Origin of the sequence: Moheibacter sediminis (assembly GCF_900176425.1) — a bacterium.
GTDB classification, from domain to species: domain Bacteria; phylum Bacteroidota; class Bacteroidia; order Flavobacteriales; family Weeksellaceae; genus Moheibacter; species Moheibacter sediminis.
Map to the genome: position 1 here is coordinate 138,459 of NZ_FWXS01000004.1, position 22,365 is coordinate 160,823.

Annotated in this window: 29 protein-coding genes; 3 read left to right on the forward strand and 26 right to left on the reverse strand. The window is 35.8% G+C overall.

Annotated elements, in window-relative coordinates; translation table 11 throughout:
- The first annotated feature begins 3 nt into the window (after nt 1–3).
- On the forward strand, nt 4–489 hold the full coding sequence (locus B8977_RS07350) for a GNAT family N-acetyltransferase (protein WP_084017052.1): 486 nt from the start codon (nt 4–6) through the stop codon (nt 487–489).
- A gap of 18 nt (nt 490–507) precedes the next feature.
- Here B8977_RS07350 and B8977_RS07355 read toward each other — a convergent pair whose 3' ends face one another.
- The 16 genes from B8977_RS07355 to B8977_RS07430 form a co-directional block, all read right to left on the reverse strand.
- On the reverse strand, nt 508–1,350 hold the full coding sequence (locus B8977_RS07355) for a VOC family protein (protein ID WP_084017199.1): 843 nt from the start codon (nt 1,348–1,350) through the stop codon (nt 508–510).
- Between the two features lie 2 nt (nt 1,351–1,352).
- On the reverse strand, nt 1,353–1,916 hold the full coding sequence (locus tag B8977_RS07360) for a YdeI/OmpD-associated family protein (RefSeq protein WP_084017053.1): 564 nt from the start codon (nt 1,914–1,916) through the stop codon (nt 1,353–1,355).
- A 2-nt stretch (nt 1,917–1,918) separates the two neighbouring features.
- Entirely contained in the window at nt 1,919–2,533 is a 615-nt protein-coding gene (locus B8977_RS07365) for a DinB family protein (protein WP_084017054.1), read from the reverse strand.
- 17 nt (nt 2,534–2,550) lie between these two features.
- Nucleotides 2,551–2,943, reverse strand: a complete 393-nt coding sequence (locus tag B8977_RS07370; protein ID WP_084017055.1) for a VOC family protein — start codon at nt 2,941–2,943, stop codon at nt 2,551–2,553.
- Between the two features lie 18 nt (nt 2,944–2,961).
- A complete protein-coding gene (locus B8977_RS07375; protein WP_084017056.1) occupies nt 2,962–3,405 on the reverse strand; it encodes an SRPBCC family protein in 444 nt (147 codons plus the stop codon).
- A 30-nt stretch (nt 3,406–3,435) separates the two neighbouring features.
- Entirely contained in the window at nt 3,436–3,846 is a 411-nt protein-coding gene (locus B8977_RS07380; RefSeq protein WP_084017057.1) for a VOC family protein, read from the reverse strand.
- 42 nt (nt 3,847–3,888) lie between these two features.
- Nucleotides 3,889–4,272 carry a nuclear transport factor 2 family protein gene (locus tag B8977_RS07385; RefSeq protein WP_084017058.1) on the reverse strand — a complete coding sequence of 128 codons (384 nt, stop codon included), beginning with the start codon at nt 4,270–4,272 and terminating at the stop codon, nt 3,889–3,891.
- Nucleotides 4,253–4,672: an SRPBCC family protein gene (locus B8977_RS07390; RefSeq protein ID WP_084017059.1), complete on the reverse strand. Its 420-nt coding sequence runs from the start codon at nt 4,670–4,672 to the stop codon at nt 4,253–4,255. The genes B8977_RS07385 and B8977_RS07390 overlap by 20 nt, the downstream gene beginning before the upstream one ends.
- Nucleotides 4,673–4,779: 107 nt before the next feature.
- Nucleotides 4,780–5,247 carry a DinB family protein gene (locus B8977_RS07395; RefSeq protein WP_084017060.1) on the reverse strand — a complete coding sequence of 156 codons (468 nt, stop codon included), beginning with the start codon at nt 5,245–5,247 and terminating at the stop codon, nt 4,780–4,782.
- A gap of 1 nt (nt 5,248) precedes the next feature.
- Nucleotides 5,249–5,689 (reverse strand): SRPBCC domain-containing protein, encoded by a 441-nt coding sequence (locus tag B8977_RS07400; protein ID WP_084017061.1) that lies wholly within the window; start codon nt 5,687–5,689, stop codon nt 5,249–5,251.
- Nucleotides 5,690–5,749: 60 nt separating this feature from the next.
- Nucleotides 5,750–6,172: a VOC family protein gene (locus B8977_RS07405; RefSeq protein ID WP_084017062.1), complete on the reverse strand. Its 423-nt coding sequence runs from the start codon at nt 6,170–6,172 to the stop codon at nt 5,750–5,752.
- A gap of 17 nt (nt 6,173–6,189) precedes the next feature.
- Nucleotides 6,190–6,564 (reverse strand): DoxX family protein, encoded by a 375-nt coding sequence (locus B8977_RS07410; RefSeq protein ID WP_084017063.1) that lies wholly within the window; start codon nt 6,562–6,564, stop codon nt 6,190–6,192.
- A gap of 3 nt (nt 6,565–6,567) precedes the next feature.
- A complete protein-coding gene (locus B8977_RS07415) occupies nt 6,568–7,059 on the reverse strand; it encodes a DUF4199 domain-containing protein (protein WP_084017064.1) in 492 nt (163 codons plus the stop codon).
- Nucleotides 7,046–7,471 (reverse strand): DUF1801 domain-containing protein, encoded by a 426-nt coding sequence (locus B8977_RS07420; protein WP_084017065.1) that lies wholly within the window; start codon nt 7,469–7,471, stop codon nt 7,046–7,048. The genes B8977_RS07415 and B8977_RS07420 overlap by 14 nt, the downstream gene beginning before the upstream one ends.
- A gap of 64 nt (nt 7,472–7,535) precedes the next feature.
- A complete protein-coding gene (locus B8977_RS07425) occupies nt 7,536–7,931 on the reverse strand; it encodes a VOC family protein (protein WP_084017066.1) in 396 nt (131 codons plus the stop codon).
- 54 nt (nt 7,932–7,985) lie between these two features.
- Complete coding sequence (locus B8977_RS07430) at nt 7,986–8,507, reverse strand: SRPBCC family protein (RefSeq protein WP_084017067.1); 522 nt, start codon at nt 8,505–8,507, stop codon at nt 7,986–7,988.
- Between the two features lie 170 nt (nt 8,508–8,677).
- Between B8977_RS07430 and B8977_RS07435 the strand changes: the two genes are divergently transcribed.
- Nucleotides 8,678–9,652 carry a GlxA family transcriptional regulator gene (locus B8977_RS07435; RefSeq protein WP_084017068.1) on the forward strand — a complete coding sequence of 325 codons (975 nt, stop codon included), beginning with the start codon at nt 8,678–8,680 and terminating at the stop codon, nt 9,650–9,652.
- Here the strand turns inward: B8977_RS07435 and B8977_RS07440 are convergent.
- The 7 genes from B8977_RS07440 to B8977_RS07470 all read right to left on the reverse strand — a co-directional run bounded on the left by B8977_RS07440 (nt 9,649) and on the right by B8977_RS07470 (nt 17,909).
- Nucleotides 9,649–10,338 carry an Ig-like domain-containing protein gene (locus tag B8977_RS07440; protein WP_084017069.1) on the reverse strand — a complete coding sequence of 230 codons (690 nt, stop codon included), beginning with the start codon at nt 10,336–10,338 and terminating at the stop codon, nt 9,649–9,651. The genes B8977_RS07435 and B8977_RS07440 overlap by 4 nt on opposite strands.
- A 97-nt stretch (nt 10,339–10,435) precedes the next feature.
- Complete coding sequence (gene lptB / locus B8977_RS07445) at nt 10,436–11,164, reverse strand: LPS export ABC transporter ATP-binding protein (protein WP_084017200.1); 729 nt, start codon at nt 11,162–11,164, stop codon at nt 10,436–10,438.
- A 48-nt stretch (nt 11,165–11,212) separates the two neighbouring features.
- Nucleotides 11,213–12,403 carry an aspartyl protease family protein gene (locus B8977_RS07450; RefSeq protein WP_084017070.1) on the reverse strand — a complete coding sequence of 397 codons (1,191 nt, stop codon included), beginning with the start codon at nt 12,401–12,403 and terminating at the stop codon, nt 11,213–11,215.
- A gap of 14 nt (nt 12,404–12,417) precedes the next feature.
- Nucleotides 12,418–13,137, reverse strand: a complete 720-nt coding sequence (locus tag B8977_RS07455; protein ID WP_084017071.1) for a DUF4197 domain-containing protein — start codon at nt 13,135–13,137, stop codon at nt 12,418–12,420.
- 46 nt (nt 13,138–13,183) lie between these two features.
- A complete protein-coding gene (locus B8977_RS07460) occupies nt 13,184–15,151 on the reverse strand; it encodes a T9SS type B sorting domain-containing protein (protein WP_143736380.1) in 1,968 nt (655 codons plus the stop codon).
- A 121-nt stretch (nt 15,152–15,272) separates the two neighbouring features.
- Nucleotides 15,273–16,553, reverse strand: a complete 1,281-nt coding sequence (gene metK, locus B8977_RS07465) for a methionine adenosyltransferase (protein ID WP_084017073.1) — start codon at nt 16,551–16,553, stop codon at nt 15,273–15,275.
- A 150-nt stretch (nt 16,554–16,703) separates the two neighbouring features.
- Entirely contained in the window at nt 16,704–17,909 is a 1,206-nt protein-coding gene (locus B8977_RS07470; RefSeq protein WP_084017074.1) for an aminotransferase class I/II-fold pyridoxal phosphate-dependent enzyme, read from the reverse strand.
- Nucleotides 17,910–18,073: 164 nt separating this feature from the next.
- Between B8977_RS07470 and B8977_RS07475 the strand changes: the two genes are divergently transcribed.
- Entirely contained in the window at nt 18,074–18,535 is a 462-nt protein-coding gene (locus tag B8977_RS07475; RefSeq protein ID WP_084017075.1) for an Lrp/AsnC family transcriptional regulator, read from the forward strand.
- A 107-nt stretch (nt 18,536–18,642) separates the two neighbouring features.
- Here the strand turns inward: B8977_RS07475 and B8977_RS07480 are convergent, their stop codons facing one another.
- The 3 genes from B8977_RS07480 to asnS all read right to left on the reverse strand — a co-directional run bounded on the left by B8977_RS07480 (nt 18,643) and on the right by asnS (nt 22,224).
- A complete protein-coding gene (locus B8977_RS07480; RefSeq protein ID WP_084017076.1) occupies nt 18,643–19,023 on the reverse strand; it encodes a nuclear transport factor 2 family protein in 381 nt (126 codons plus the stop codon).
- Nucleotides 19,024–19,282: 259 nt separating this feature from the next.
- Nucleotides 19,283–20,752, reverse strand: a complete 1,470-nt coding sequence (gene rpoN, locus B8977_RS07485) for an RNA polymerase factor sigma-54 (RefSeq protein ID WP_084017077.1) — start codon at nt 20,750–20,752, stop codon at nt 19,283–19,285.
- Nucleotides 20,753–20,775: 23 nt separating this feature from the next.
- On the reverse strand, nt 20,776–22,224 hold the full coding sequence (gene asnS / locus B8977_RS07490; RefSeq protein ID WP_084017201.1) for an asparagine--tRNA ligase: 1,449 nt from the start codon (nt 22,222–22,224) through the stop codon (nt 20,776–20,778).
- Between the last annotated feature and the right edge of the window lie 141 nt (nt 22,225–22,365).

A 22,365-nucleotide genomic window follows, 5' to 3' on the forward strand; every position in this document is an offset into this window, starting at 1 on the left:
ATTATGATATTTCCTCCATTTCATTCATTTCCAATTTTAGAAAATCAAAATATTCTACTTCGTGAAGTTCAACATGAAGATTCAGAATTTATTACAGAAATTTCTTACTATGACGGACAAAAAGCAAATTCAATTGCGCAAGCGAAAGAAATGAATAACAAAATCAATAAAAATTACAAAGAAGGCGATTCTATACATTGGTTGATTTTGGAAAAAAATACTCATCAAATTGCAGGAACGTGTGGTTATTATCGTGGATTTACAAATAATAGTGGAGAAATAGGATGCATTTTACTGCCGGAATTTCAAGGCAAAGGAATCATGCAAAATGCACTTCGATTAATAATTGATTTTGCAACAAATGAAATGAAGCTAAATAGAATCTGGGCCGCAACATCTATTGAAAACCATCAAGCTATTAAATTGTTCAACCGACTTGGATTTCATGAAACGAAAAGTGATGAAAACACTGTAACTTTTGATTTTTAAATGAATTTGAATTCTCTATTATTCAATCGCTTTTTTATAAGCTTCCAAGTCAAATTTTTTCATTTTCATTACAGCTTCCATTGCTTTAGATGCTTTGTCAGGATTGACCATTGTTTCTTCTACAATCGAAGGGAATATTTGCCACCACACACCAAATTTATCCTGAATCCAGCCACACATACTTTCCTTTCCTTCTTTGGCAAAAGCATTCCAGTAAAGGTCGATTTCTTCCTGTGTATTTGCTTCAATTACATTTGAAATTCCTTCCGAAAAAGTAAAGTCATGCCCCGTTCCCCCATCCATCGCCATCCACAAATGACCGTTGAGCGAAAACTGTGCATGCATCACATTGCCTTCCATAGCACCCTCCTGGTATTTTGAAATTCCGTCAGATTTGGAATTGGGAAATAAATCCATGTAAAAGTTCATAGCTTCTTCAGCCTTTCCATTTTGATTTTGAGTAAACATAAGTGTAGGAGTAAATTTCTGTCTATGAACATCAGAAAGTTTTCCAAACATCAATTGCCACGAAATCCCGAATTTATCCTGCACCCAACTGTATTTTTCGCTCCAATCATATTTATCCAAAGGCATCAGGACAAATCCTTCATCTGCAAGTTGACTGTATATTTTATCCAATTCATTTTTATCTTCCAATACGACCATAAATGAAGTTGAAGGGGTAGGTTTGAATTCCGGGCCGCCATTTAATCCCATGAATTTCTGACCGCTCAGTTCAAAGTTTACAACCATTGACGTATCAACTGTCGTTTTACCTTCTCCGAAAACTGAAATGTAAAATTCAGCAGCTTCTTTTGCGTTGCCTTCAAACCAAAGGCATGGGTACATTTTATTGTTCATAATCAATCTTTTTTATATTTATCGTACAACCCGATTCCTTGTAAAATCATAGGTTTAATTTTTTCGATTCTAGACATTTTTGTTTTTTCTTGTTTTGCTTCGTCTATGAAAAGGCTGTATTCTTTTTGTTTTCCAGGTATTAATTTTTCAAAGGCAGATTTCAGATTTTCATCCAGATTTAATTCATCTTGTAATAATTCAGGAACCGAAACTGATTGGAATTTTTTGGCTTTTATTTCTTTTCCTTCCTCAGAATTTTTAATCGCTTCTTTCACATATTCAAGAATTTGTTTTTCATCAATTTCCTCCATCAAATTAAATCTCCATTGACGCAAAGCTTTTGTTTTTTCTTGTGCGCTAATCAAAACTTTGTAAGGATCAGTGAGGAAAACACCATTGTAAAACCAAAGGGTAAAATAATTTTTGAAACCTACAAACCCCACAATGTTTTTTCCATTATGTGTGTAAACAGTCGTTCCCCACTTGATTGTTTCAGTCAATTCCGTTTTGTTGAGAATTTTCTGAAGCAATTCCAATTCTTTTCCCCAATGGTTGATTTTATCCATTTTTATTTCTTTGGAAAATTCGGATCATTTTTCACTTCATCAATTTGGAGCGTATGTCTTGCAGTATGCCCTGCAATGAACAAAAGACTTTGATAAGCATCGGTTGCACCAGCGGGAGAATCGTTGATGCGATTTCTCAGCTCGTTGATGTCTGTTTTTTTTATGAAATTAATTAACTCTTTTCTTTGGTTTTTAAAATCTTTCAAAGCCACTTTCGGCTGATTATAAATCCCTTTTTTCTGAAGCATTTCAGGTGCCTTGTATTTCTCCGATCTATTGGTCATAAATCCGAGAATATCGTCATCCGAAAGAACCACATCTTTCTTTCGATCAGGATTTTCGGGTTGTTCCATGTAAGTTTTCAGCATTCCGAAAATCATATTTTCTGTGGCGATGATATGTTCTACACATTGACTCACAGACCATTTGTCTTCTGAAGGTTTGAACTGCATTTGCGCCTCGCTCAGTCCGGAAATACTTTTGCTTAAATTATTTTTGGTTTGTTTGTAATAATCCAAAAGAAATTCTTTGTCGTGAAAGACAAGTTGTTTTTCATCTGTTTGAGCTGAAATGAAATAAGTTGGTAAAAGAAACAGTATTAAAATTACACTTTTCATAATGATTTTTTTTTAAATTAAATTTTAGCAAGTGCAAAAACCGCTCCTGCCGGGTCTTCGATCATAGCATAGAACAAAGTACCTTCTTTGGATTTGTATTCTTTCAATAATTTTCCGCCCAATTTGAGCGCGTTTTCCACAGATTCATCTACATTTTCTACGCTTATGTAAGCAACCCATTGTGGCGGAACGCCTGTGTTTGCACCGCGGCTGTGGCAAATTCCCGCAACTGAATTCCCCTTGGCATCTTTCATCACATAATCCTGATATGCGTTCTCGCCGTCTTTCATGTCCAGTCCTTGCGAAGTCCAACCGGCAACAGATTGATAAAATTCTCGTAATTCGTCCGCTTTATAAGTTGTCAAATCGCGCCAATTGATGCTTCCCTGCACGTATTTTGGTTTTTCCATGTTTAATTGATTTCGAAATTATTCAGAAATTTCTTTCAACTTCTGCAAAGCTTTTGGCCAAGTTGTATCAAAATAATCTAGGTATTCTTCATTGGTGTCGACTTCCACAGAAACAGTCGTTATTCCGTTATTTTCATCAAAAGAATAATTTTCCAATGCACCCGCCCAGCCTTCAACCTGTGGGCCGCTTGTGATTTCATTATCGCCTTCGAGCATTCCGATGTGACGGATGGAAATGAATTTATTAGGAATGTTTTCTGCGATCTCAGCTATCATGCCTCCTTTTTTCCCTTCATGCTCTCCGGTGAAATAGATTTTATCGCCCTTGTTCCAGCTGCCTTCAAAATCTGAAGTCGGATTGAATTCTGCTGTCCACTGTTTGTAAGTTTCTTTGCCAATAATGGTTTCATAAACTTTTGAAACCGGTGCATTGATGTCGATTTTATAATTTGATTTTTTCATTTGATTGAATTTTAAATGATTAATTTTTAATTATTCTTCACTTGGAATTTTAGACATATCCATGAAGAAAACCTCCCAGGTATGTCCGTCAAAATCTTCCAATGTTCGTTGCTGCATAAAACCATAATCACGCAGTTCGGTAGGTTCCGTTCCACCTGCCTGAAGCCCAGATTCCATGATTTTATTCATTTCTTCCACACTCTCTACGGACAATGCAAAAAGTCCGGCTATGTTAGATTTTGTATCTGCAATGGGTTTGTTTGTAAAAGTTGAAAATTTCTCATGACTTAACAGCATTACAAAAATGCTGTCGCTCCAAACCATACATTTTCCAGTATCGTCTGAAAATTGAGGGTTGTTTTCGAAACCTATCGAAGTATAGAAATCCATTGATTTTTGAATGTCTTTTACTGCTAAATTGATGAAAATTTGTTTTGTCATAATTTTAATATTTTGATGAAATCTGAATGCAGATTCTGTTATTTATTTTGAATTAATTGGATTTAAATGCGAGATTAATTTTTTGATTTTCCCGTTTTCAAATTCGAATACATCACAAAATGCGAGAAGAATGGGATTTTGATTTTTAGGTTTTGCAAGCACTGTGCCTTCAGCTATCACGACGTTATTTTCTTCCGTCATTCGGTTCAAAGTAATTTCAGGTTTGCCTTCGAAACCTTCATTTTCAATTTCCGCATCAAATTCCGTTTTCCCTTGTAATTTTCTATGCCCATGGATTTCCCAAATTACATCTTCGGTCAGACAGGAAAGAATTTTTTCATGGTCTAACTCATTGAATGCATTCATGTAGCATTCTACTGTATTTTTGTTGGTCACCGATTCAACTTTAAGAAATGCGCTCAACATAATTTTTAAAACTATTCATAATCGCTTGCCAGCCATCTTGCTGCATTTCGATTGGATTTTGATTTTCAGGATCAAATGTCGTGGTTACTTTTGTCTGATTTCCGTCCGAAATAAATTCAATAGTAGCATTTCTACCATCGAGCATATTGTAAGATAATTTCTTTCTATCAACGATTTCGTCATAAATTGCTTCAAAATCAAATCCAAAACTTCCGTCTTTGGCTTCCATTCTTGCATTGTATTTTCCGCCGACTTTTACATCATTTTCAGCATGCGGACAACACCAATCTTCCGAAGCCTGGTTCCATTTAGTGATGTGTTGAGGTTGCGTATAGGCATTCCAAACTTTTTCGATGGGAGCCTGAACGTCAGCGGCTACAGTGATTTTTTGATTTTCCATAATTTTATTATTTCAGGTTTAATTTATACTATAATGTAAAATTATAATTTAGTTAGAAAATTGCAGATGTCAATTTATGCCATTTTGTGGGTGAATTTGTGACAATTTTAATTTTGGTTCAAAATCTTTTTTATCAAAACAATTTGCCCTAAATGATAATGGGAATGTTCAATAATTCCATGGAGGTTTCGATAATAATTGCCGTATTGGTCTTCGAAGAAAATTTCATCCAATTTTTCTTGCGGAAATGTTTCAATTGTGTGGGCTAAATTCTCAGCATGAATCCAAAATTCAGTTAAGAAATTTTGCCATTCTTCTTCAGAATTGAACTCCGGCATTTCCCAACTTAATTTATCTTTTGTGGTCAATGGCTTTCCTTTTAAAAATTCAGCTACTCCGACTGTGTAATAATCTATATGGTAAACCAAAGCCGCAATGGTATTGAAATCGTGAACTTTTGCTGTTGCCTGTTCCAAATTAATTCCATCCAAAGTTTCTTTGAAATTGACCCAAGTCCAGTTTCCTCCGAAATGGACATCTCTGAATTGTTGGGCTATTTGTTTTGCGATTTCCATTTTATTTAAGCATATAATCAAACGCGCCTTTTCTCAAATGAATTCCATATTCCAACCAAGCTTTCATACAAGAAAGAAAATTGCCCCAACCTTCGGTTTGTCCGATTGCCCATTTGATGACTTTTTCATCTGCCTGATAACCTTCTTCGCTGACGCGCACTGTCGTGTTTTTATTCCTGTCTTCTTCCAATTCAATTTTTACAATGGAATTCGGGTCCCAATCCAAAATGATCAGTTGATTTGGAATAATTTCTTTTATCTGAACCGGATAACTTCCATCAAATTCAGGAAATTCCCACATGACTTCTTTTCCTTGCTCCAATCTTCCAGAACCTTTTGAAATAAAATATTGTGACATGATTTCAGGATTAATGATGGCTTCGAAAACTTCGTCAATTGGTTTATAAATGGTTATCGCTGCTTTGGATGTGATTTTTCCCATGATTTTATATTTGATTTAATTAAAAAAGGAGATAAAAATTCATCTATCTCCTTTTAATTTTTAGTCTTGTTGAGGATTTGCACAATTGATCATCCAGCAAACGCCAAATTTATCGGTAAATGAACCGAAATAATCCCCCCAAAACATATCTTCCATCGGCATTTCAATTTTGCCTCCAGCTGAAAGTCCGTTGAAAATTTTGTCAGCTTCCTCACGACTGTCAGGCGAAACGGAAATGTAATTGTTGTTTCCGACGTTTAAAACATGACCTGCGGAAGGCAAGCAATCTGAAGCCATCAGATGCTGGTCTTTTCCGATTGGAAGCGAAACGTGCATCGCTCTGTCTTTTTCATTTTCGGGAATTTCCATTCTGGGAACGCTGTCCATTTTCTGAACAAATAATTCTCCGCCAAAAACGGACTGATAAAACTTGAAAGCTTCTTCAGCATTTCCATCAAAGTTTAAATAAGGATTTAATTTCATAATAATTTGTTTGATAATTAACTACAAATAAGTTTTTTATATTTTTCACGGTTATCAATGATCATCCAAATATTGATCAAAAGCAATACCCCTGCGATTGCCAGACCTTCAGGCATATATACTGCGTTGTGGATAATAATTCCAACCATAACAGGTAATATTACGATTGCTCCCAATGCTCTTGTTTTGGGAATGATGAATAACAATCCACCAATTAATTCTATAAACCCAATTAAGGGCATCAACCAGACAATAGTTCCAAAAGCTTCGTTTACTTTTTGCATTTCAGGTTCTATCGGGGGTATGGGCATATAATGTAAGAATTTATCCAATCCGGCGTTGATGAACATCAATCCGAAGAGTGTACAGAGTATTAATTTTATAATTTTCATAATTTAATTTTTTACAGTTTTCGTTCGTACAAAATAGGCAACTACCAAAGTGGTGATGATTCCCATCATAAAAGAAGCGATAGTGCTTTGAACGGCATAATTTTTATAATTAAAATTTGCGGTGGCTTCTGTGGTAGTTTTGTAATAACCCAATTCTACCGAACGTTTGATTACATTAGGGAAATATTCAGGCGAGATGATGTAAGAAATAATCCATTGCGTTAAAGGAGCAAAAATGGTAACAATAACTGTGATGATCATTCCGGAAACGAATCCTTGTTTGAAATTCATTTGACCATTGTAATAATTTTTCCTGATGTCTTTGAGTGCGAAAACAAATACAGCAATAGCAGGAATCGCATACAAATTGGTAAGATACAAATGATAATCAATGTATTTGCCATGTAAACCGGACAGCTTTTCTAAAACCATCCACAGCAGGGACATGATGATGAAAATCAATGCCCACTTCATTTCAAATTTAAATCGTGCCATATTTTTCTTCTAAAAATTTTATTGTTTCTTTCATCATTTTATCCAGAACATTTAAATCGATATCAGACAATTTATTGACATAAATACAAGCTTTTCCCATTTTGAATTTCCCTAAATCTTGCAGCAAATGTTCATGCTCTTCCAATCCTGTAAAAGTGTACAGTGAAATGGCAGCTTTGCGCGGTGAAAATCCCAATAATGGAGCATCGCCTTCGTGGCCGCTGTCGTATCTGTAATGGTAATTTCCAAATCCTACGATGCTTGGACCGTACATTTTGGGTTCAAAACCCGATACATTTCGCATGAGTTCGATTAGCTCATAACTGTCTTTCTTTTTCTGTTCGGAATTACTAAATGTTTCGATGAATTCATAAACGTCGGCATCGGTTGTTTCGGTTTTATTTTTTGCCATTTTTTTTAAATTAAATTTTTTAAAAAATAAGGGAGAACTGAATTCAATTCTCCCTTATTTTAAACTATTGCATGGAAAACAACCCGAACGGATTTCCTTCGCTGTCTACACAAATGGAACAGAAACCAAATTCTCCAATATCCATTTTTGCATGCTGAACTTGCCCGCCGGCAGCTTCTACTTTCGCAGCTTCTACGGCACAGTCTTCACATGGGAAATAAACCATCGTATTGACGCAAGCGCCGTCGCCTTCTTTGGTTCCGGGCATTTCGATGAGCGCACCGCTCACACCTTGGTTTTCCGGTGAGGAGAAAAATGACATTTTCATATTTCCGGGAGCTTCGCCTGGCGGCATTGGTGCGTCTGTGAAATTAATTCCCAATACAGCGTTGTAAAATTTCTTGGCGCGTTCGATGTCTTTTGCATAAATTTCAAACCAGCAGATGATGTTTTGATTCATAGTTTTTTATTTTTTTATTATAGAATTTAGAAATACTTTAAACATCCAACATAATTATTCCTCTAATTGATTTTTGAGATTTTGTAAGCCTTCTTCGAAATCCTTGTCCATATTAAAGAACAAATTCATGAAATTCCACGGATAAGGAGAAGTTCCTTTAACTTCCCATTTGATCAAAGTTTTATCAGCTCCTTGCGCTTCAGTTGACATTACGGATTTTGCGGGTCCCATAGTTTCATCAAAGAACAAGTCAGATTTCATGTTGGAGCCGTCTAGGTCTGTGATGACTTGTTTTCCTTTTCCGACCATCCAATTTTCGCTGCTCCATTTGTAAGTAAATCCAACTGTTCCGTCGGTGCCTTCGTAAGAAGTTTTCATTTCCGGATCCATTTGGTGCCATGTTCCGTATTTTTCCTGGTTTTTCAGAAATTTTATGTGGTTGTAAACTTCCTGCTGAGGTTTGTTGATGACGATTTCACTCTTTCCGCTAAATTCTTTTGGCGCAAATGCTGCTCCAATTAGTACGATTGCGACCAACGCCACAATAAAGATTAAGATTCCTTTTAAAATTTTCATATTTTTTTTATTTGTTTAAATAAAGTTAGATAAAATTTCAATACCTAATAAATGTCATGTTTTTAATTAATTCAAAATTAAACTTAAATCCAAAAAGAAAAGTGGCTCATTTTGCTAAATGATGGGGTGATTTGTGACAAATTTTATAAGTTTGAATAAATATTTTGAATATGCAATTAGCACTTTTGGTTACCAAAAATCACCGTTTATTGAGTCTTGTAGCGGCTTTGGATTTGTTTGAAATGGTTAATAGGATGTTGGTGGAGTCAGGGAAAGAGGCAGGTTTGGAATTGTCTTTTTTAGGACTTTCACCCAATTCTCCTTTCGGGGAAAATTTAAATCATATCAATTATTACCAAATAAATGAATCAATTCCGAAACTGGATATGATTGTAGTTCCGGCTTTTGCCAATCGGGAAATGCCCAATAATATCGCAATGAATCAGGAATTCATAGGTTTTCTAAGGCAGCAATATGAAAAAGGGTGTGAACTAGCGAGTTTGTGCACCGGTTCTTTTTTGCTGGCGGCAAGCGGATTGCTGAATGGTAAAGCTGCTACAACGCATGTGGATGCGGCAGAAGGTTTTTATTATGCTTTTCCGTTGGTGGATTTGCAGCCGCATGCAGTCATCACGAGTGATTCAAATATTTATACGAGCGGCGGTGCTACGAGCAGTTTTCATTTGAAACTTTTTATCGTTCAGAAATTTTTCGGGAGAGAATTGGCACTTCAGATAGCGAAAGCATTTGCGATTGATATGGACAGGGATAATCAATTGTATTTTGATCAGTTTAAACCAAGTTTAGCTGAAGGTGATGATTTGGTAAGAAAAATTCAATTGATGATTAATGAGCGTTATTCTGAAATCAGAAATGTGGAAGAAGCGATGGAGGAAGTGCCGTCGAGCCGTCGAAATATCATTAGAAGATTTAAGCAGGCAACTGGAATCACGCCGATTCGCTATTTGCAAAAAACTAAAATCGAAGCTGCAAAGAATTTATTGGAAACCACCAATAAAGATATTTTGGATGTGATGGTTTGCTCCGGATACAACGATATGAAAAATTTCCGTCAATTGTTTAAAACCTTTACAGGACTAACTCCGAAAAGCTATCGTGAAAAATATGGGATGAGGCTGGGTTAGTTTACATAATGATCTACACAATTACTAATTATTTCAGGTATTCCTGATATCTGAACTCTTGCTGACATGCTGAAACTTCCTGTTTCACCATTGTTAAACTGATAGCTTAATCCGTCAACATTTCCATCTGTGAAATGATGAAAATTAATATAATTAAATGCTCCAGGACAATTTAATCCGTAATGTCTTGTGAAATAAATAGTGCCACTTTTACCTGGCGCTCCAATCAATTTTGCTTTTGGAACAATGCCATCTGTTGGTGTATAATAAGTTTTTTCAAGTGTAATTTCCAAAACGGGAACTTCTCTTTCTACATTTACCCGAATTTCTTTTTGTTCTGATGTTGATGTTTTATCTGATAAATCATGTACTATAGCGTGATATCTTTCATTACCATAAGCGTTTGCACCATAATTTAATTCAAATTCATAAGGTTGTTCCAAATCCGTAAACCGCAGATTTTCCAATTCATCATAAAATTCAACTTTTGAAATTCCTGTATCGTCTGAAACATTGGCTATAATTTTAGTCGAACCGGGTTGTATGATGTAAGGATTGGTAACAACTAATTCAATCTTAGGAAATTCTGAATCGTTTGAATTATTATCACTGTCATCATTATTGCATGATAGAAATAGAAACAATAAACAAATAATTGATAATTTTAAATATGCTTTTGATTTCATAATATTTTCATTTAATAATTGTAAAATTCTTAATGAAAATACTTTTTTGAAAATGATTTTTCTCTAACTGTAAGTTTGAATTTGTGAATTGCGAATTTTAAAACTGCTCAAACCTGAAATTCTCTCCGAGATAAACACGTCTTACATCTTTGTCATTGGCGAGTTCTTCCGGGGTTCCTTCTTTTAGAATTTTTCCTTCGAACATGATGTAGGTTTTGTCAGTAATCGCCAAAGTTTGAGAAACGTTGTGATCGGTAATGAGTATTCCGATGTTTTTGTCTTTCAGTGAACGGACAATTTTCTGAATGTCTTCCACCGCAATTGGATCTACCCCTGCAAAAGGTTCGTCCAATAAGATAAATTTCGGTTCGGTAGCGAGGCAGCGCGCGATTTCGGTACGGCGTCTTTCACCCCCGGAAAGCAAATCTCCGCGATTTTTCCGTACGTGTTCCAAACTGAATTCTTCGATTAATTCGTCAGTTTTTCTTTGTTGCTGCGTTTTGGAAAGTTTTGTAAATTGTAGAACGGATTTGATGTTGTCTTCTACCGAAAGTTTTCTGAAAACCGATGCTTCCTGCGCCAAATAACCGATTCCTTTCTGTGCACGTTTGTACATCGCATCGTTGGTAATATCCAGTTTATCGAGTGAAACCTTTCCACTGGTTGCTTTTACTAAACCGACAATCATGTAGAACGAAGTGGTTTTTCCGGCACCGTTTGGGCCGAGCAAACCGATGATTTCTCCTTGTTCCACCTGAAATGAAACATTTTTCACTACGTGTTTTTTACCGTAATCTTTTATCAGATTTTCTCCTTTCAGTACAATTCCCATTGGGTCAAAGATAATTCAATTTGAAATATTAAAGAATTAATTTTAAAGCGCCACAGTGGTTCTATCATCAGAAAAATATGAGGTCTTATTTATTTCAAGATTTAAAACTTCATCATTTCTTTTTATTTTTAATTTCAGATTTTCCTTTTCGTTTTTGGGAGAATTTGCTTTGATTTCACACGCTTCATCATCACTTAGATTCTCAAGATTTTTATCATTTAAACTTAAAATAATATCACCCAATTGAAGTGGGAAACCATCGGTATTGTAAACCAAAGTAACCACTGCTTTTTTTTCCATAAATCTATAGCCGAAACCATAAGTTTCAAGTTCTGGTTCGATATTTTTTATTTTTTTCAGATAGATTTTACTTTGATTCCAATCAATTACAAATATGAAATCTTGTAGAAATTCATTTCCGATTAAACTTGATAATCCGGTACTAATTATTTCATTTTTAAATACATTGTCAGCGATTTTAAATTCATCCGTTTTGAAAATATATTCTGTCGAACTTTCGGCTTTTCCATAAATCCCAAATGAACTTGCTCCGGATGTTTCAATTTTATTCATATGTCCATTTTCTTTAATTTCGGACGGGATTTTATTCAATTTAAATCTACCATTATAACCGGTGTCAAAAGTAAAATTGAATTTATCATCAAATAAAATTCCTTCCACTTTAGGAGTTTTCTGCTGTTGATAAGTAAATTGAAAAACATGGTCGAACCCGTTCATATCAAAATTGGAAATATCTGTTGTGATTTCTGCGGTTTCTTCATCGTAATTGAATTTCCATAAAGCTTTTGCCATTTGATTCGCACCTAAAATTCCTTCCAGTTCCAAACATTTAAATTCCGGTGCCTGAAAATCAATCACTACACTTCCGATGTTCGTAAATGTGATGTTTCCAACTTTCATTTCGGGCAAAATCGTGAAAATTTGTGTTTCTTTTTCATTTTGAGAATCCGATATTTTATTTTTTGTTGCCGGTTTTAGATTGAGTTCGTTGTAAATTTTATTGGAAATAACAGTTGGAGCACCTGTATCAATCAAAAAATTATAATCTTTTCCATTGATACTTACAACCACTACAGGAAGTTTATTGGTATAATTTAAAGGTATTTTTTCAACTGAATTGGGAAGGTTTATTTCTCCTTTTGTAAATAATTTCGAAGTTGTACAATTGTATAAAAATAATGATGCAAAGAGTAAAACGAATATTTTTTTCATTTAATAAATTATAATTAATCCTGTAAAGCAAAAATTTCCTGTAAGAGTGGAGTAGTACGTAATCCGATGTTGTTCCGAATGCCTTCTTCCTTTTGTGCTACCATTTTGAAAACACCGTTGATGGCTTGTTCGGTTACATAAGAATTCAAATCTGTATTGACGCTTTGTCCTGTAAAAGTATTGTATTTTCCGATAATTTGCTCCCATATTTTATCTGCGCCAACTTTCCCTAATGAGTTATCAATTTTAGGTTTAAATGCGCTGAACAATTGGGTTTGTGTAGTTCTTTGAAGATAATTTGTAGCTGCATTGTCATTTCCCAAAAGGATTCCTTTGGCATCGTTGAAAGTCATGGAAGTAATCGCGTTGGTAAAAATCGGAGTTGCTTCTACAACTGCATCTTCAGCCGCGCGGTTCAACAATTTTAAACCTTCATCCGCCAAACTTCCCAAACCGATATTTCTTAAAGTATTATCTACTTTTTGTAATTCCTGCGGCAATAAAATTTTGGTCAAGCTGTTCCCGAAAAATCCGTCTTTTTTACCCAGACTTGTGATTCCTTCCTGAATGCCGAAATTTAATGCTTGCTTGAGCCCTTCCGCGATTCTTGTGCTGGAAACCCCTGCGATCCCACCCGTTTGTGTAGGGATTTGCGTTGCGATTTGCTGTAGTTCTGTACAGCTTGAAAATGATAAAAGCGAAATGAAGCCGATGGTCAGGTATTTTTGTTTCATTTTGAAATTTTTAATGAACTTCAAATTTAACAAAATTTATTCCGAATTAGTTTTTTACCAAAATTGAGCCCGAGACTCTTTTCTCATCTTTTAGTTTTATGATGTACCAATAAGTACCTGACGGAATTTCTCTTCCTAGATATTTTCCATCCCAAACCGTATCATTATTTCCTGCTTTTCGGTCAATAAATAATTTACCATAACGGTCAAAAATCTGAACATGCGCATCAGGATATTGCGTAATCCCCCGAATCGTCCATACATCGTTGTAGCCATCGCCGTTGGGAGATATGAAATTCGGAACATTGAAGAAAATAAATTCATATCCATCATTTCTACATCCTGTAAAATCTCTTACATAAATTTCGTAATCGGCAATTTCTACATTATGGAAAGTATTTGAACTCTGCCAAAATATGCCATTGAGTGAATATTCATATTGTCCCGAAGGAGAAACTTCTACTGTAATGGAATTTCCATTGATAATGACATCTGTAACTTCCGGCATTCCATCCAAAATTGCTGTAAACGGTACATTAAAGGTACAATTGTTAATATCTGTAACGGTCAAGAAATAGTTTCCGGGATGTGTGATGATGACTTCATTTGAATTTAAATTTTGGTCTAAATCATCGTCGATCAGCCCATTCCATTGATAACTGACAAACTCATTTGGAACGCTTAAAACTTCACTCGTTCCCAAACAGAAAACCACATTTGGTTCGTAATTCACATTTTCAGCAGAAGGAACAATCAATTCAATTTCCGCAACATTGTAACAAGCACTTGCAGAATTGTCCTTTACTTTTGCATAAATGGTTTTGTTTGCAGGAATTTCATAAATTATTGGTAATGGATTTATATTATTGTTTAAATCTTCAATCGAAGCATAGTATGTGAAATTGGCAGCTGTCGGATTGATTGCATTTGAAGTTTCATTTAAATAAAATGTTGCCCAACCTAAATTTTCATCCAAACATTCAGTTAAAGTTGTATCATTTGCCTCCGGCTTGATGTCAACAATTATGCTGACAGGAATTATATAAGTGTCATTATTAGTGGATTCATGAATTCTAATGTAAATCATATCCGCAAATGGAGTAGAATTTGTGTAAGGATCGCTTAACGGGTTAGAGCCATCAAGTGCTTCATTTAATTCTTCATGATACGAAATCTGCATATTCAATGCTTCATGCAAACCGGCCGCACCCCACCAGTCACTTCCGGAATTAGGTCGAAAACGTATAATAGTTCGCTCCATCGTTTCCAGATTGATTTCATATAGATAATCAGTAGTGTTACCATACAAGCGACCGTATTCAGAAGCAAGTCCGAAAGTACCTTGTTCAATAGGTCCCAGGCTTTCGTGGCTTACATATTCATTGTTTGTACCTAAGGTAACTTTATAAAGATAATCACGCCCATTGTTAGTCCATGCAACATATAAAAAATCTCTAATTTGAACAAAATCACCCGAAGCGCGTCCGTTGCCGAAGTTATGCCACAACGAAAACTGTGTTAAATCATTTGCTTCGGCTCTGTAAACCTGGCTTGTCCAACCTCCTTCATATAAATTGTTTAATTTATCAAAAGAAAGTGCAAGCACAGTTTGTCCGTCAGAATGAACTTGTCCGATGTTTGTTATTTGACAAGTTTGCGTATCTATTTTTTGTAAAATTCCGGCTCCGCGAACAACAAAAACTTCTTGTTGGTCATTGATTGCAATATCGTAATATCCGCTTCCACCATCACTAGAACAAACATTTACTACTTGTGGATTGTTGTATAAACTGGTAATCTTCGCAATCCCATCGTAGGCTTGTGTAACATAAATTTCAGGCTGGTGGTTGAACTGCTCCAAAACATCCAAAGCATAACTCTGAAATTGGCTGAAAGGAATTGTAACAAATCCATCACCATCTTCATCACAAACGCGGTAATCTACAGGGTCAGTAATAATTTGTGCTTGTATTATCAGAGAAAATAAAAGCATCGTAAAAAATAGAAGTCTCAAAAATGAACTGAATTAATTTGCAAATTTCCGAAAAATTGCGGGATTGAAACGTGAAATTTATATTAAAAAAAGCCAATAGTGTAAGAACGATTGGCTTTTTTAATTTTTATTTTAAATTGAATTATAAACCGAATTCAGACTTTACTTTGTCAACATGATCCAATTTTTCCCAAGTGAAAAATTCAAGATTTTCCAGTGTTTTTTCGTTTAATTTCCCTTTGTTGAATGTTTTGTTCCCAACGAAATATTCTCTTCCCATGTGACCATAAGATGCAGTTTCCTGGTAAATTGGATTTCTCAATTTCAAATTTTGTTCAATTGCATACGGACGCAGATCGAAGATGTTTTTCACTCTTTCAGCGATTTCACCATCGTTCAATTCAACTTTAGAAGTTCCATACGTGTTGATGTACAAACCACATGGTTCTGCAACGCCAATCGCATAAGAAACCTGTACCAAAACTTCGTCAGCCAATCCGGCAGCAACCAAATTTTTAGCAATATGACGCGTCGCATACGCTGCTGAACGGTCAACTTTTGAAGGATCTTTTCCACTGAATGCACCACCACCATGAGCACCTTTCCCGCCGTAAGTATCCACGATGATTTTACGCCCGGTCAATCCTGTATCTCCGTGTGGCCCACCGATTACAAATTTTCCGGTTGGGTTGATGTGGTATTTGATTTGATCGTTAAACAAAGCTCTGATTTCAGGTTTTTGTTTCAACATCACTCTTGGGATCAAATTTTCAATGACGTCTTTTCTAATTTTCGCCAGCATCGCTTCATCACTTCCAAATTCATCATGCTGCGTAGAAACGACAATGCTGTCAATTCTTACCGGTTTGTGGTCGTCTGAATATTCAATTGTAACCTGAGATTTTGCATCGGGACGCAAATATTTGATGACATCACTTTCTCTGCGGATTGCTGCCAATTCTTTCAAAATCGAATGTGCCAAATCCAAAGCCAAGGGCATATAATTTTCGGTTTCGTTGGTAGCATAACCAAACATCATCCCTTGGTCACCTGCTCCTTGAGAATTTGCACGAGTTTCAAAATCTGCATCATTCTTTGCGCGGTCAACACCTTGATTGATGTCCGGTGATTGTTCATGGATGGCAGAAATTACTCCGCAAGAATCTCCATTAAACATATATTCTCCTTTTGTATAACCAATTTCATTGATAACTTCTCTAGCAATGTGCTGTACATCCAGATAAACATCTGATTTTACTTCACCTGCCAAAACAACCTGACCTGTCGTTACCAAAGTTTCGCAAGCTACCTTTGAAGATGGATCGTAAGCTAAAAAGTTGTCAATCAAAGCATCCGAAATTTGGTCGGCTATTTTGTCGGGATGTCCTTCAGAAACGGATTCTGATGTAAATAAATATGGCATAATTTTATTTTAAATTAATCGGAGAGAATATGCGTAACAGTTCCTGTTTTAGCAATTTTTAACGAGGTTGCAATCAGACAAATCCTTCCTCCGAAGATTTTACCGAGCAAAATTAAAGAGAATTTATCAATTAAAAACCGATTCACATTTTTATTTTAGAATGTTGAGTTTAATCATACATTCTTTCATTTTTTGGTAAGTTCTTTCGATATCATCATCCAATCCGATTGAAAAACGAATCAAACCGTCTGACAATCCCATTTCTTTTTGTTCTTCCAATGGAATTTCACTTGAAGTAGAAGTTCCAGGCGCACTGAATAAAGTTTTATAAAAACCTAAACTCACCGCCAAATATCCCAGATTTTCCATTTGCATCAATTCCATCAATTCATTGGCTTTATCGAGCGAACCTACGTCGAGCGTCATCATTCCTCCAAAACCATATTCCGGATTGTATAAATTTTTCAAAGTTTCGTGTCCAGAATGTTTTTGTATTCCCGGATAAACCACTTTCAATCCGTCTTTGTCAAATGCTTCGGCTAGAAATTGCGCATTTCGACTATGTTGTTTCATGCGGATGTGCAAGGTTCTCAGATTTTTCAAAATGCTCGCTGCACGCAAACTGTCCATCGTCGGGCCGAGCAACATACAAGCACCGTCGTTCACATTTCGCAAATCATCGATGAATTGCTGCGTGCCACAAATCACTCCACCTACCGCATCACTACTTCCGTTGATGAATTTCGTCAAACTATGTATTACGACGTCTGCACCTAGATTAACAGGCGTAACCATGAAAGGGGAGAAGGTGTTGTCCACAACCAATTTCAAATTGTGTTTTTTAGCGATTTTGGATAAGGCTTCGATTTCTGCGATTTCCAAAAGAGGATTGCTAATGGTTTCGCAATAAAGCACTTTTGTGTTTTCATTAATTGCTTTTTCTACTTTTTCCAAATTCGTAATGTCCACAAATTTTGTTTGAATTTGCAGCTTTGGTAGAAAATTTTTCATGAAAGCATACGTGCCACCGTAAATCGTTCGGCTCGAAATGATTTCATCTCCGCTTTGACACAATTGGAGCAGGACAGAAGTAATTGCGCCCATTCCAGATGCTGTTACATTAGCGGCTTCCGTATTTTCCATTGCAGCCAATGCTTGTCCCAAATACAAATTACTCGGTGTGGAGTGTCTCGAATACAAATAGCATCCTTCTGCGTTGCCTTCAAATGTATCGAACATCGTTTTAGCGGAAAGAAATGTGTAAGTAGATGAATCTGTAATGGATGGGTTTACACCTCCGAATTCTCCGAAATATTGTAAATCCTGTATCCTGTCAGCAGGTTTGTGTGTTTTCATATGTTGATTATTATTTGTTTTACAAGGGCTAAATAAATTATTATAAAAACAATAATCAATAAATATTGCCTATTTTAGATTTTAATTCTAATTAATTTTAATTATTTAGATAAATTTTCTATAAATTAAATTAATTTTGGAATAATTTAAAAAATTATCCTTTTATGAATTTAGATGAAAAAGATTTTGAGATTTTAAATGCACTGCAAATCAATTCCAAAATCACTCATAAACAATTATCACTCAATCTGCATCTTTCGACAACTGCAGTTTATGAAAGGATTAAAAAACTAGAACGCACCGGAATTATCAAAAATTACGCAGCAGTTTTGGAAAGAAAAGCTTTGGGGAAAGAATTATTGGTGCTTTCACACATAAAATTAGAGAAACATTCGCAGCAAAATATTGCTGAATTTGAAAAGAAAATTTTTTCTTTAAACGAAGTGCATGAATGTTTCCACGTCAGCGGCGATTATGATTATATTTTAAAAATGACTTTCCAAAATATGGACGCTTACCGCGATTTTATGGTCAATAAATTGACTGCGATTCCCAGCATTGGGAGTACACACAGCATTTTTGTGATAAATGAAGTGAAAAATGAGATTGGGTTTAGGTTGGAATAGATTTAACGATTGAGGGCTTTTCGTTCGGGTATAAAGTTCGCAGGAAATCTAACGTTTAAATGTTAGCCTATCTGACACAAAAAAAACTTGTTAGTAGCTGGCAAATTCTATGGTAGTTGCATAAAACTTGCGCCAATCACCTTCAATGTGTCGTCAAAGCATTTCCAAACTCTAAAATAGCGAAATTTTCCTTCTATTGGTGTTCCTATCATTTTTCCTTTCGCTGTCATTGTAACGATTGAAAGTGCGGTGTCGCCTGTTATTTTAATGTCATCAATTTCTGTTGAAGCATTCTCAATAATCATGGTTTTTGCTTTATGTGAGTTCAAGTCCATTTCTTTGGTTACAACTTCTCCTGTCGGTGCGACTGCAATCAGGTCATCGTGCAATAGTTGGTCAAGAATTTCCACATCGCTTACAAGTTGAGCCGAAAAAAGTTTATTCTCCGCTTCAACTACGTCTTCTCTGTTGATTTTTGTTTTTTCCATATTTCAATGTTTTCGCTTTCAGTTATTATAAGTTTTATAAGTCAGTCATGTCTTTCTTGCCACTAACACTCACAATTTACAAAGCCTTCCTATTATACAAATAACTTTTGAATCATTTCTTGTATGGTCATGACCATGTTCAGAATTTAAGATACACAGCCTAAATGCGAAGTACAAAGCTTGGAATTGGGATTACAAAGTTTTGAATTCTAAGTTTAATTATTAAAAACTCATAACCATAACTCACAACTTCCTAAATCTAAATCTCCTTCCTTAACCTCGCCACAGGGATGTTCAGCTGTTCACGGTATTTTGCAATCGTTCTACGCGCAATCGGATAACCTTTCTCTTTCAGTATTTCAGTTAACTTTTCATCGGTCAAGGGTTTCTTTTTATCCTCTTCACCGATGACATCTTGCAAGATTCTTTTGATTTCACGTGTCGAAACTTCTTCACCTTCTTCATTCGTCAAACTTTCAGAAAACAAATCTTTGATAAGAAAAGTACCGTAAGGCGTATTTACATATTTACTGTTGGCAACGCGGGAAACTGTAGATATGTCCATCCCAATCAAATCCGCAATGTCCTTCAAAATCATCGGTTTGATTTTCGTTTCGTCACCCGTCAAGAAATATTCCTGCTGAAACTGCATAATTGCCTGCATGGTGATCAGAAGCGTATTTCTGCGCTGTGTGATGGCATCGATGAACCATTTGGCAGCATCTAATTTTTGTTTTACAAACAAAACAGCTTCTTTCTGTTCGTTTGATTTTTTCTCGGTATGCTTGTAAGTATCAAGCATTTCCGCATAAGAATTTGAAATTCTTAATTCAGGAACGTTTCTCCCGTTGAGCGACAATTCCAAATCTCCTTCAACTATTTTTATGGTAAAATCAGGCGTGATATGCTCAACTTCTTTTGTATTTCCCGAGAAAGATTTTCCCGGTTTTGGATTCAGTTTTTCAATTTCCGAAACCGCACTTTTCAGTTGAGATTCTGTCACATCATGCTTTTGCATCAAGCGCGTATAATGTTTTTTGGTAAAAGCTTCAAATGACTTTGACATCAAATCGATTGCCAGCTCAGTTGTTTCTGTCTGAGGTGTTTTATTTTCCAGTTGAATCAAAAGACATTCCTGCAAATCTCTTGCGCCGACGCCAATTGGATCTAATTTCTGAATGTAATTTTTTAACAATTGTTCTACTTCAGCTTTGTCGGTATAAATGTTTTGTGTAAATGCCAAATCATCTACAATCGCCTGTAGGTCTCGGCGTATGTAACCGTCGTCGTCAATGTTTCCAATGATAAATTCAGCAATTAAAAATTCTTCTTCGTCCAACCGGAAAGTTCTCAATTGACTTTCCAGAAAATCGATGAAACTTACTCCCTGTGCATAAGGCGTAGAACGGTCTTCGTCGTCATCGCTGTAGTTGTTGGTGTAAGTTTTATAGTTGGGAATTTCATCATCACTGAGGTATTCATCGATGTTGATGTCACTGGTATCGATGTTGCTTTCACCCTCGTATTCACCATCTTCCCAAGTGTCAGATTCAGCGGCAAAATCTTCATCAGAAAATTCGCTTCCCTCTTCCAGTGCAGGGTTTTCCTCCATCTCTTGTTTGATTCTCTGCTCAAATGCAATCGTAGGCAATTGAACCAATTTCATTAACTGAATTTGTTGCGGAGAAAGTTTTTGTTGGAGTTTTAAGTATAATTCCTGCTTTAACATATTTTAAATATAACTAAAATTAATTAGAATTCTGCGTTCTTAGGCGTTCTCGGGAAAGGAATCACGTCGCGGATGTTGCCCATTCCGGTGACAAACAACACCAATCTTTCCAATCCCAAACCAAATCCGCTGTGCGGAACTGTCCCGAATCTTCTGGTATCGCGGTACCACCAAAGTTCTTCCTTGTCGATTCCAAATCTTTCAATCTTTTGATCCAGAATGTCCAAACGTTCTTCACGCTGTGAACCACCTACTATTTCACCGATTCCAGGGAAAAGGATGTCCATCGCACGTACGGTTTTTCCGTCATCGTTCAATCGCATGTAAAAGGATTTAATTTCGGTTGGGTAATCAAATAAAATCACTGGTGTTTTGAAATGTTTTTCAACCAAATATCTTTCGTGTTCAGACTGTAAATCAGCACCCCAATCTTCGATTTTATAAGTGAATTTTCCTTTTTTGTTGTGGTTCGAATTCTTTAAAATATCAATTGCTTCGGTATAAGTCAAACGAATAAATTCGTTATTTAAAATATAATCCAAACGTTCCATCAAAGTCAATTCAGAACGTTCGTTTTGTGGTTTCTGTGTTTGTTCTTTGTCAAATCTTTCTGCCAAAAACTGCAAGTCATCTGCGCAATTGTCCACTGCATATTTGATGACATATTTGAGTAAATCTTCCGCCAAATCCATGTTCATGTCCAAATCATAGAAAGCCATTTCAGGTTCTATCATCCAGAATTCCGCCAGGTGGCGTGTCGTATTTGAATTTTCAGCACGGAAAGTAGGGCCAAAAGTATAAATTTTACCCAATCCCATCGCCGCAACTTCACCTTCCAATTGTCCCGAAACGGTAAGGTTTGTATGTTTTCCAAAGAAATCTTGTTCGTAATCTACTTTTCCTTCTTCGTTTTTTGGCGTTTTATCCAAATCAAAATTGGTCACGGTAAACATTTCTCCGGCACCTTCAGCGTCAGAACCTGTAATGATTGGTGTATTTACGTAAACGAATCCTTTTTCGTTGAAATATTTATGAACTCCGAACATCAAAGTATTTCGCACACGCATCACAGACGCAAAAGTATTGGTCCTGAAACGCAAATGTGCCTGCTCACGCAATTTCTCTAAACTGTGTTGCTTTGGTTGTAAAATTGTTTCCTGAACATCATCCGGATTGGCTTCACCCAAAATGATGATTTCTTTGGCAACGACTTCTATTTCTTGTCCTGAACCTTGGCTTTCGATTACTTCTCCTTGAATTTTAAGCGAAGCAGCAGTGTTGATTTTCTTCAATAAATCTGCATCGAAATTCTCAAAATCAACTACAACTTGTATGTTTTTGATGGTAGAACCGTCATTCAAAGCAATAAATCGATTGCTTCTAAATGAACGAACCCAACCTTGTACGGTTACTTCCTGTGAAATTGCCTCTTTTCCTTTGTCCAATAATTCTTTTACGTGGTACGTATGCATAGCTTGATAATCTGAAAAGCAAAAATAATCATAATTAACAAAGAGAAAATTTATTAGGGTATAATTTTTGCTGAAGGGATGGATTTTTCTTTGAATGATATGGTTTGTTTGTGTTTGATCGAGGATTGAAATTTGAAAAAG

Excerpts from the sequence above, each read along its gene's own strand:
- B8977_RS07400 (WP_084017061.1), bottom strand. The coding sequence starts at position 5,689 with ATGGGAAAAATCACATCCAAAGCAGCGATAACCATTTATAAACCAATT.
- B8977_RS07430 (WP_084017067.1), bottom strand. The coding sequence starts at position 8,507 with ATGAAAATTTTAAAAGGAATCTTAATCTTTATTGTGGCGTTGGTCGCA.
- B8977_RS07455 (WP_084017071.1), bottom strand. The coding sequence starts at position 13,137 with ATGAAACAAAAATACCTGACCATCGGCTTCATTTCGCTTTTATCATTT.
- B8977_RS07360 (WP_084017053.1), bottom strand. The coding sequence starts at position 1,916 with ATGGATAAAATCAACCATTGGGGAAAAGAATTGGAATTGCTTCAGAAA.
- B8977_RS07435 (WP_084017068.1), top strand. The coding sequence starts at position 8,678 with ATGCAATTAGCACTTTTGGTTACCAAAAATCACCGTTTATTGAGTCTT.
- B8977_RS07370 (WP_084017055.1), bottom strand. The coding sequence starts at position 2,943 with ATGGAAAAACCAAAATACGTGCAGGGAAGCATCAATTGGCGCGATTTG.
- B8977_RS07420 (WP_084017065.1), bottom strand. The coding sequence starts at position 7,471 with ATGGCAAAAAATAAAACCGAAACAACCGATGCCGACGTTTATGAATTC.
- B8977_RS07405 (WP_084017062.1), bottom strand. The coding sequence starts at position 6,172 with ATGAAATTAAATCCTTATTTAAACTTTGATGGAAATGCTGAAGAAGCT.
- B8977_RS07395 (WP_084017060.1), bottom strand. The coding sequence starts at position 5,247 with ATGGAAATCGCAAAACAAATAGCCCAACAATTCAGAGATGTCCATTTC.
- B8977_RS07440 (WP_084017069.1), bottom strand. The coding sequence starts at position 10,338 with ATGAAATCAAAAGCATATTTAAAATTATCAATTATTTGTTTATTGTTT.
- B8977_RS07475 (WP_084017075.1), top strand. The coding sequence starts at position 18,074 with ATGAATTTAGATGAAAAAGATTTTGAGATTTTAAATGCACTGCAAATC.
- B8977_RS07425 (WP_084017066.1), bottom strand. The coding sequence starts at position 7,931 with ATGAATCAAAACATCATCTGCTGGTTTGAAATTTATGCAAAAGACATC.
- B8977_RS07415 (WP_084017064.1), bottom strand. The coding sequence starts at position 7,059 with ATGGCACGATTTAAATTTGAAATGAAGTGGGCATTGATTTTCATCATC.
- B8977_RS07355 (WP_084017199.1), bottom strand. The coding sequence starts at position 1,350 with ATGAACAATAAAATGTACCCATGCCTTTGGTTTGAAGGCAACGCAAAA.
- B8977_RS07470 (WP_084017074.1), bottom strand. The coding sequence starts at position 17,909 with ATGAAAACACACAAACCTGCTGACAGGATACAGGATTTACAATATTTC.
- B8977_RS07390 (WP_084017059.1), bottom strand. The coding sequence starts at position 4,672 with ATGGAAAATCAAAAAATCACTGTAGCCGCTGACGTTCAGGCTCCCATC.
- B8977_RS07480 (WP_084017076.1), bottom strand. The coding sequence starts at position 19,023 with ATGGAAAAAACAAAAATCAACAGAGAAGACGTAGTTGAAGCGGAGAAT.
- metK (WP_084017073.1), bottom strand. The coding sequence starts at position 16,553 with ATGCCATATTTATTTACATCAGAATCCGTTTCTGAAGGACATCCCGAC.
- B8977_RS07380 (WP_084017057.1), bottom strand. The coding sequence starts at position 3,846 with ATGACAAAACAAATTTTCATCAATTTAGCAGTAAAAGACATTCAAAAA.
- B8977_RS07410 (WP_084017063.1), bottom strand. The coding sequence starts at position 6,564 with ATGAAAATTATAAAATTAATACTCTGTACACTCTTCGGATTGATGTTC.
- B8977_RS07450 (WP_084017070.1), bottom strand. The coding sequence starts at position 12,403 with ATGAAAAAAATATTCGTTTTACTCTTTGCATCATTATTTTTATACAAT.
- B8977_RS07365 (WP_084017054.1), bottom strand. The coding sequence starts at position 2,533 with ATGAAAAGTGTAATTTTAATACTGTTTCTTTTACCAACTTATTTCATT.
- B8977_RS07375 (WP_084017056.1), bottom strand. The coding sequence starts at position 3,405 with ATGAAAAAATCAAATTATAAAATCGACATCAATGCACCGGTTTCAAAA.
- B8977_RS07350 (WP_084017052.1), top strand. The coding sequence starts at position 4 with ATGATATTTCCTCCATTTCATTCATTTCCAATTTTAGAAAATCAAAAT.
- rpoN (WP_084017077.1), bottom strand. The coding sequence starts at position 20,752 with ATGTTAAAGCAGGAATTATACTTAAAACTCCAACAAAAACTTTCTCCG.
- asnS (WP_084017201.1), bottom strand. The coding sequence starts at position 22,224 with ATGCATACGTACCACGTAAAAGAATTATTGGACAAAGGAAAAGAGGCA.
- B8977_RS07385 (WP_084017058.1), bottom strand. The coding sequence starts at position 4,272 with ATGTTGAGCGCATTTCTTAAAGTTGAATCGGTGACCAACAAAAATACA.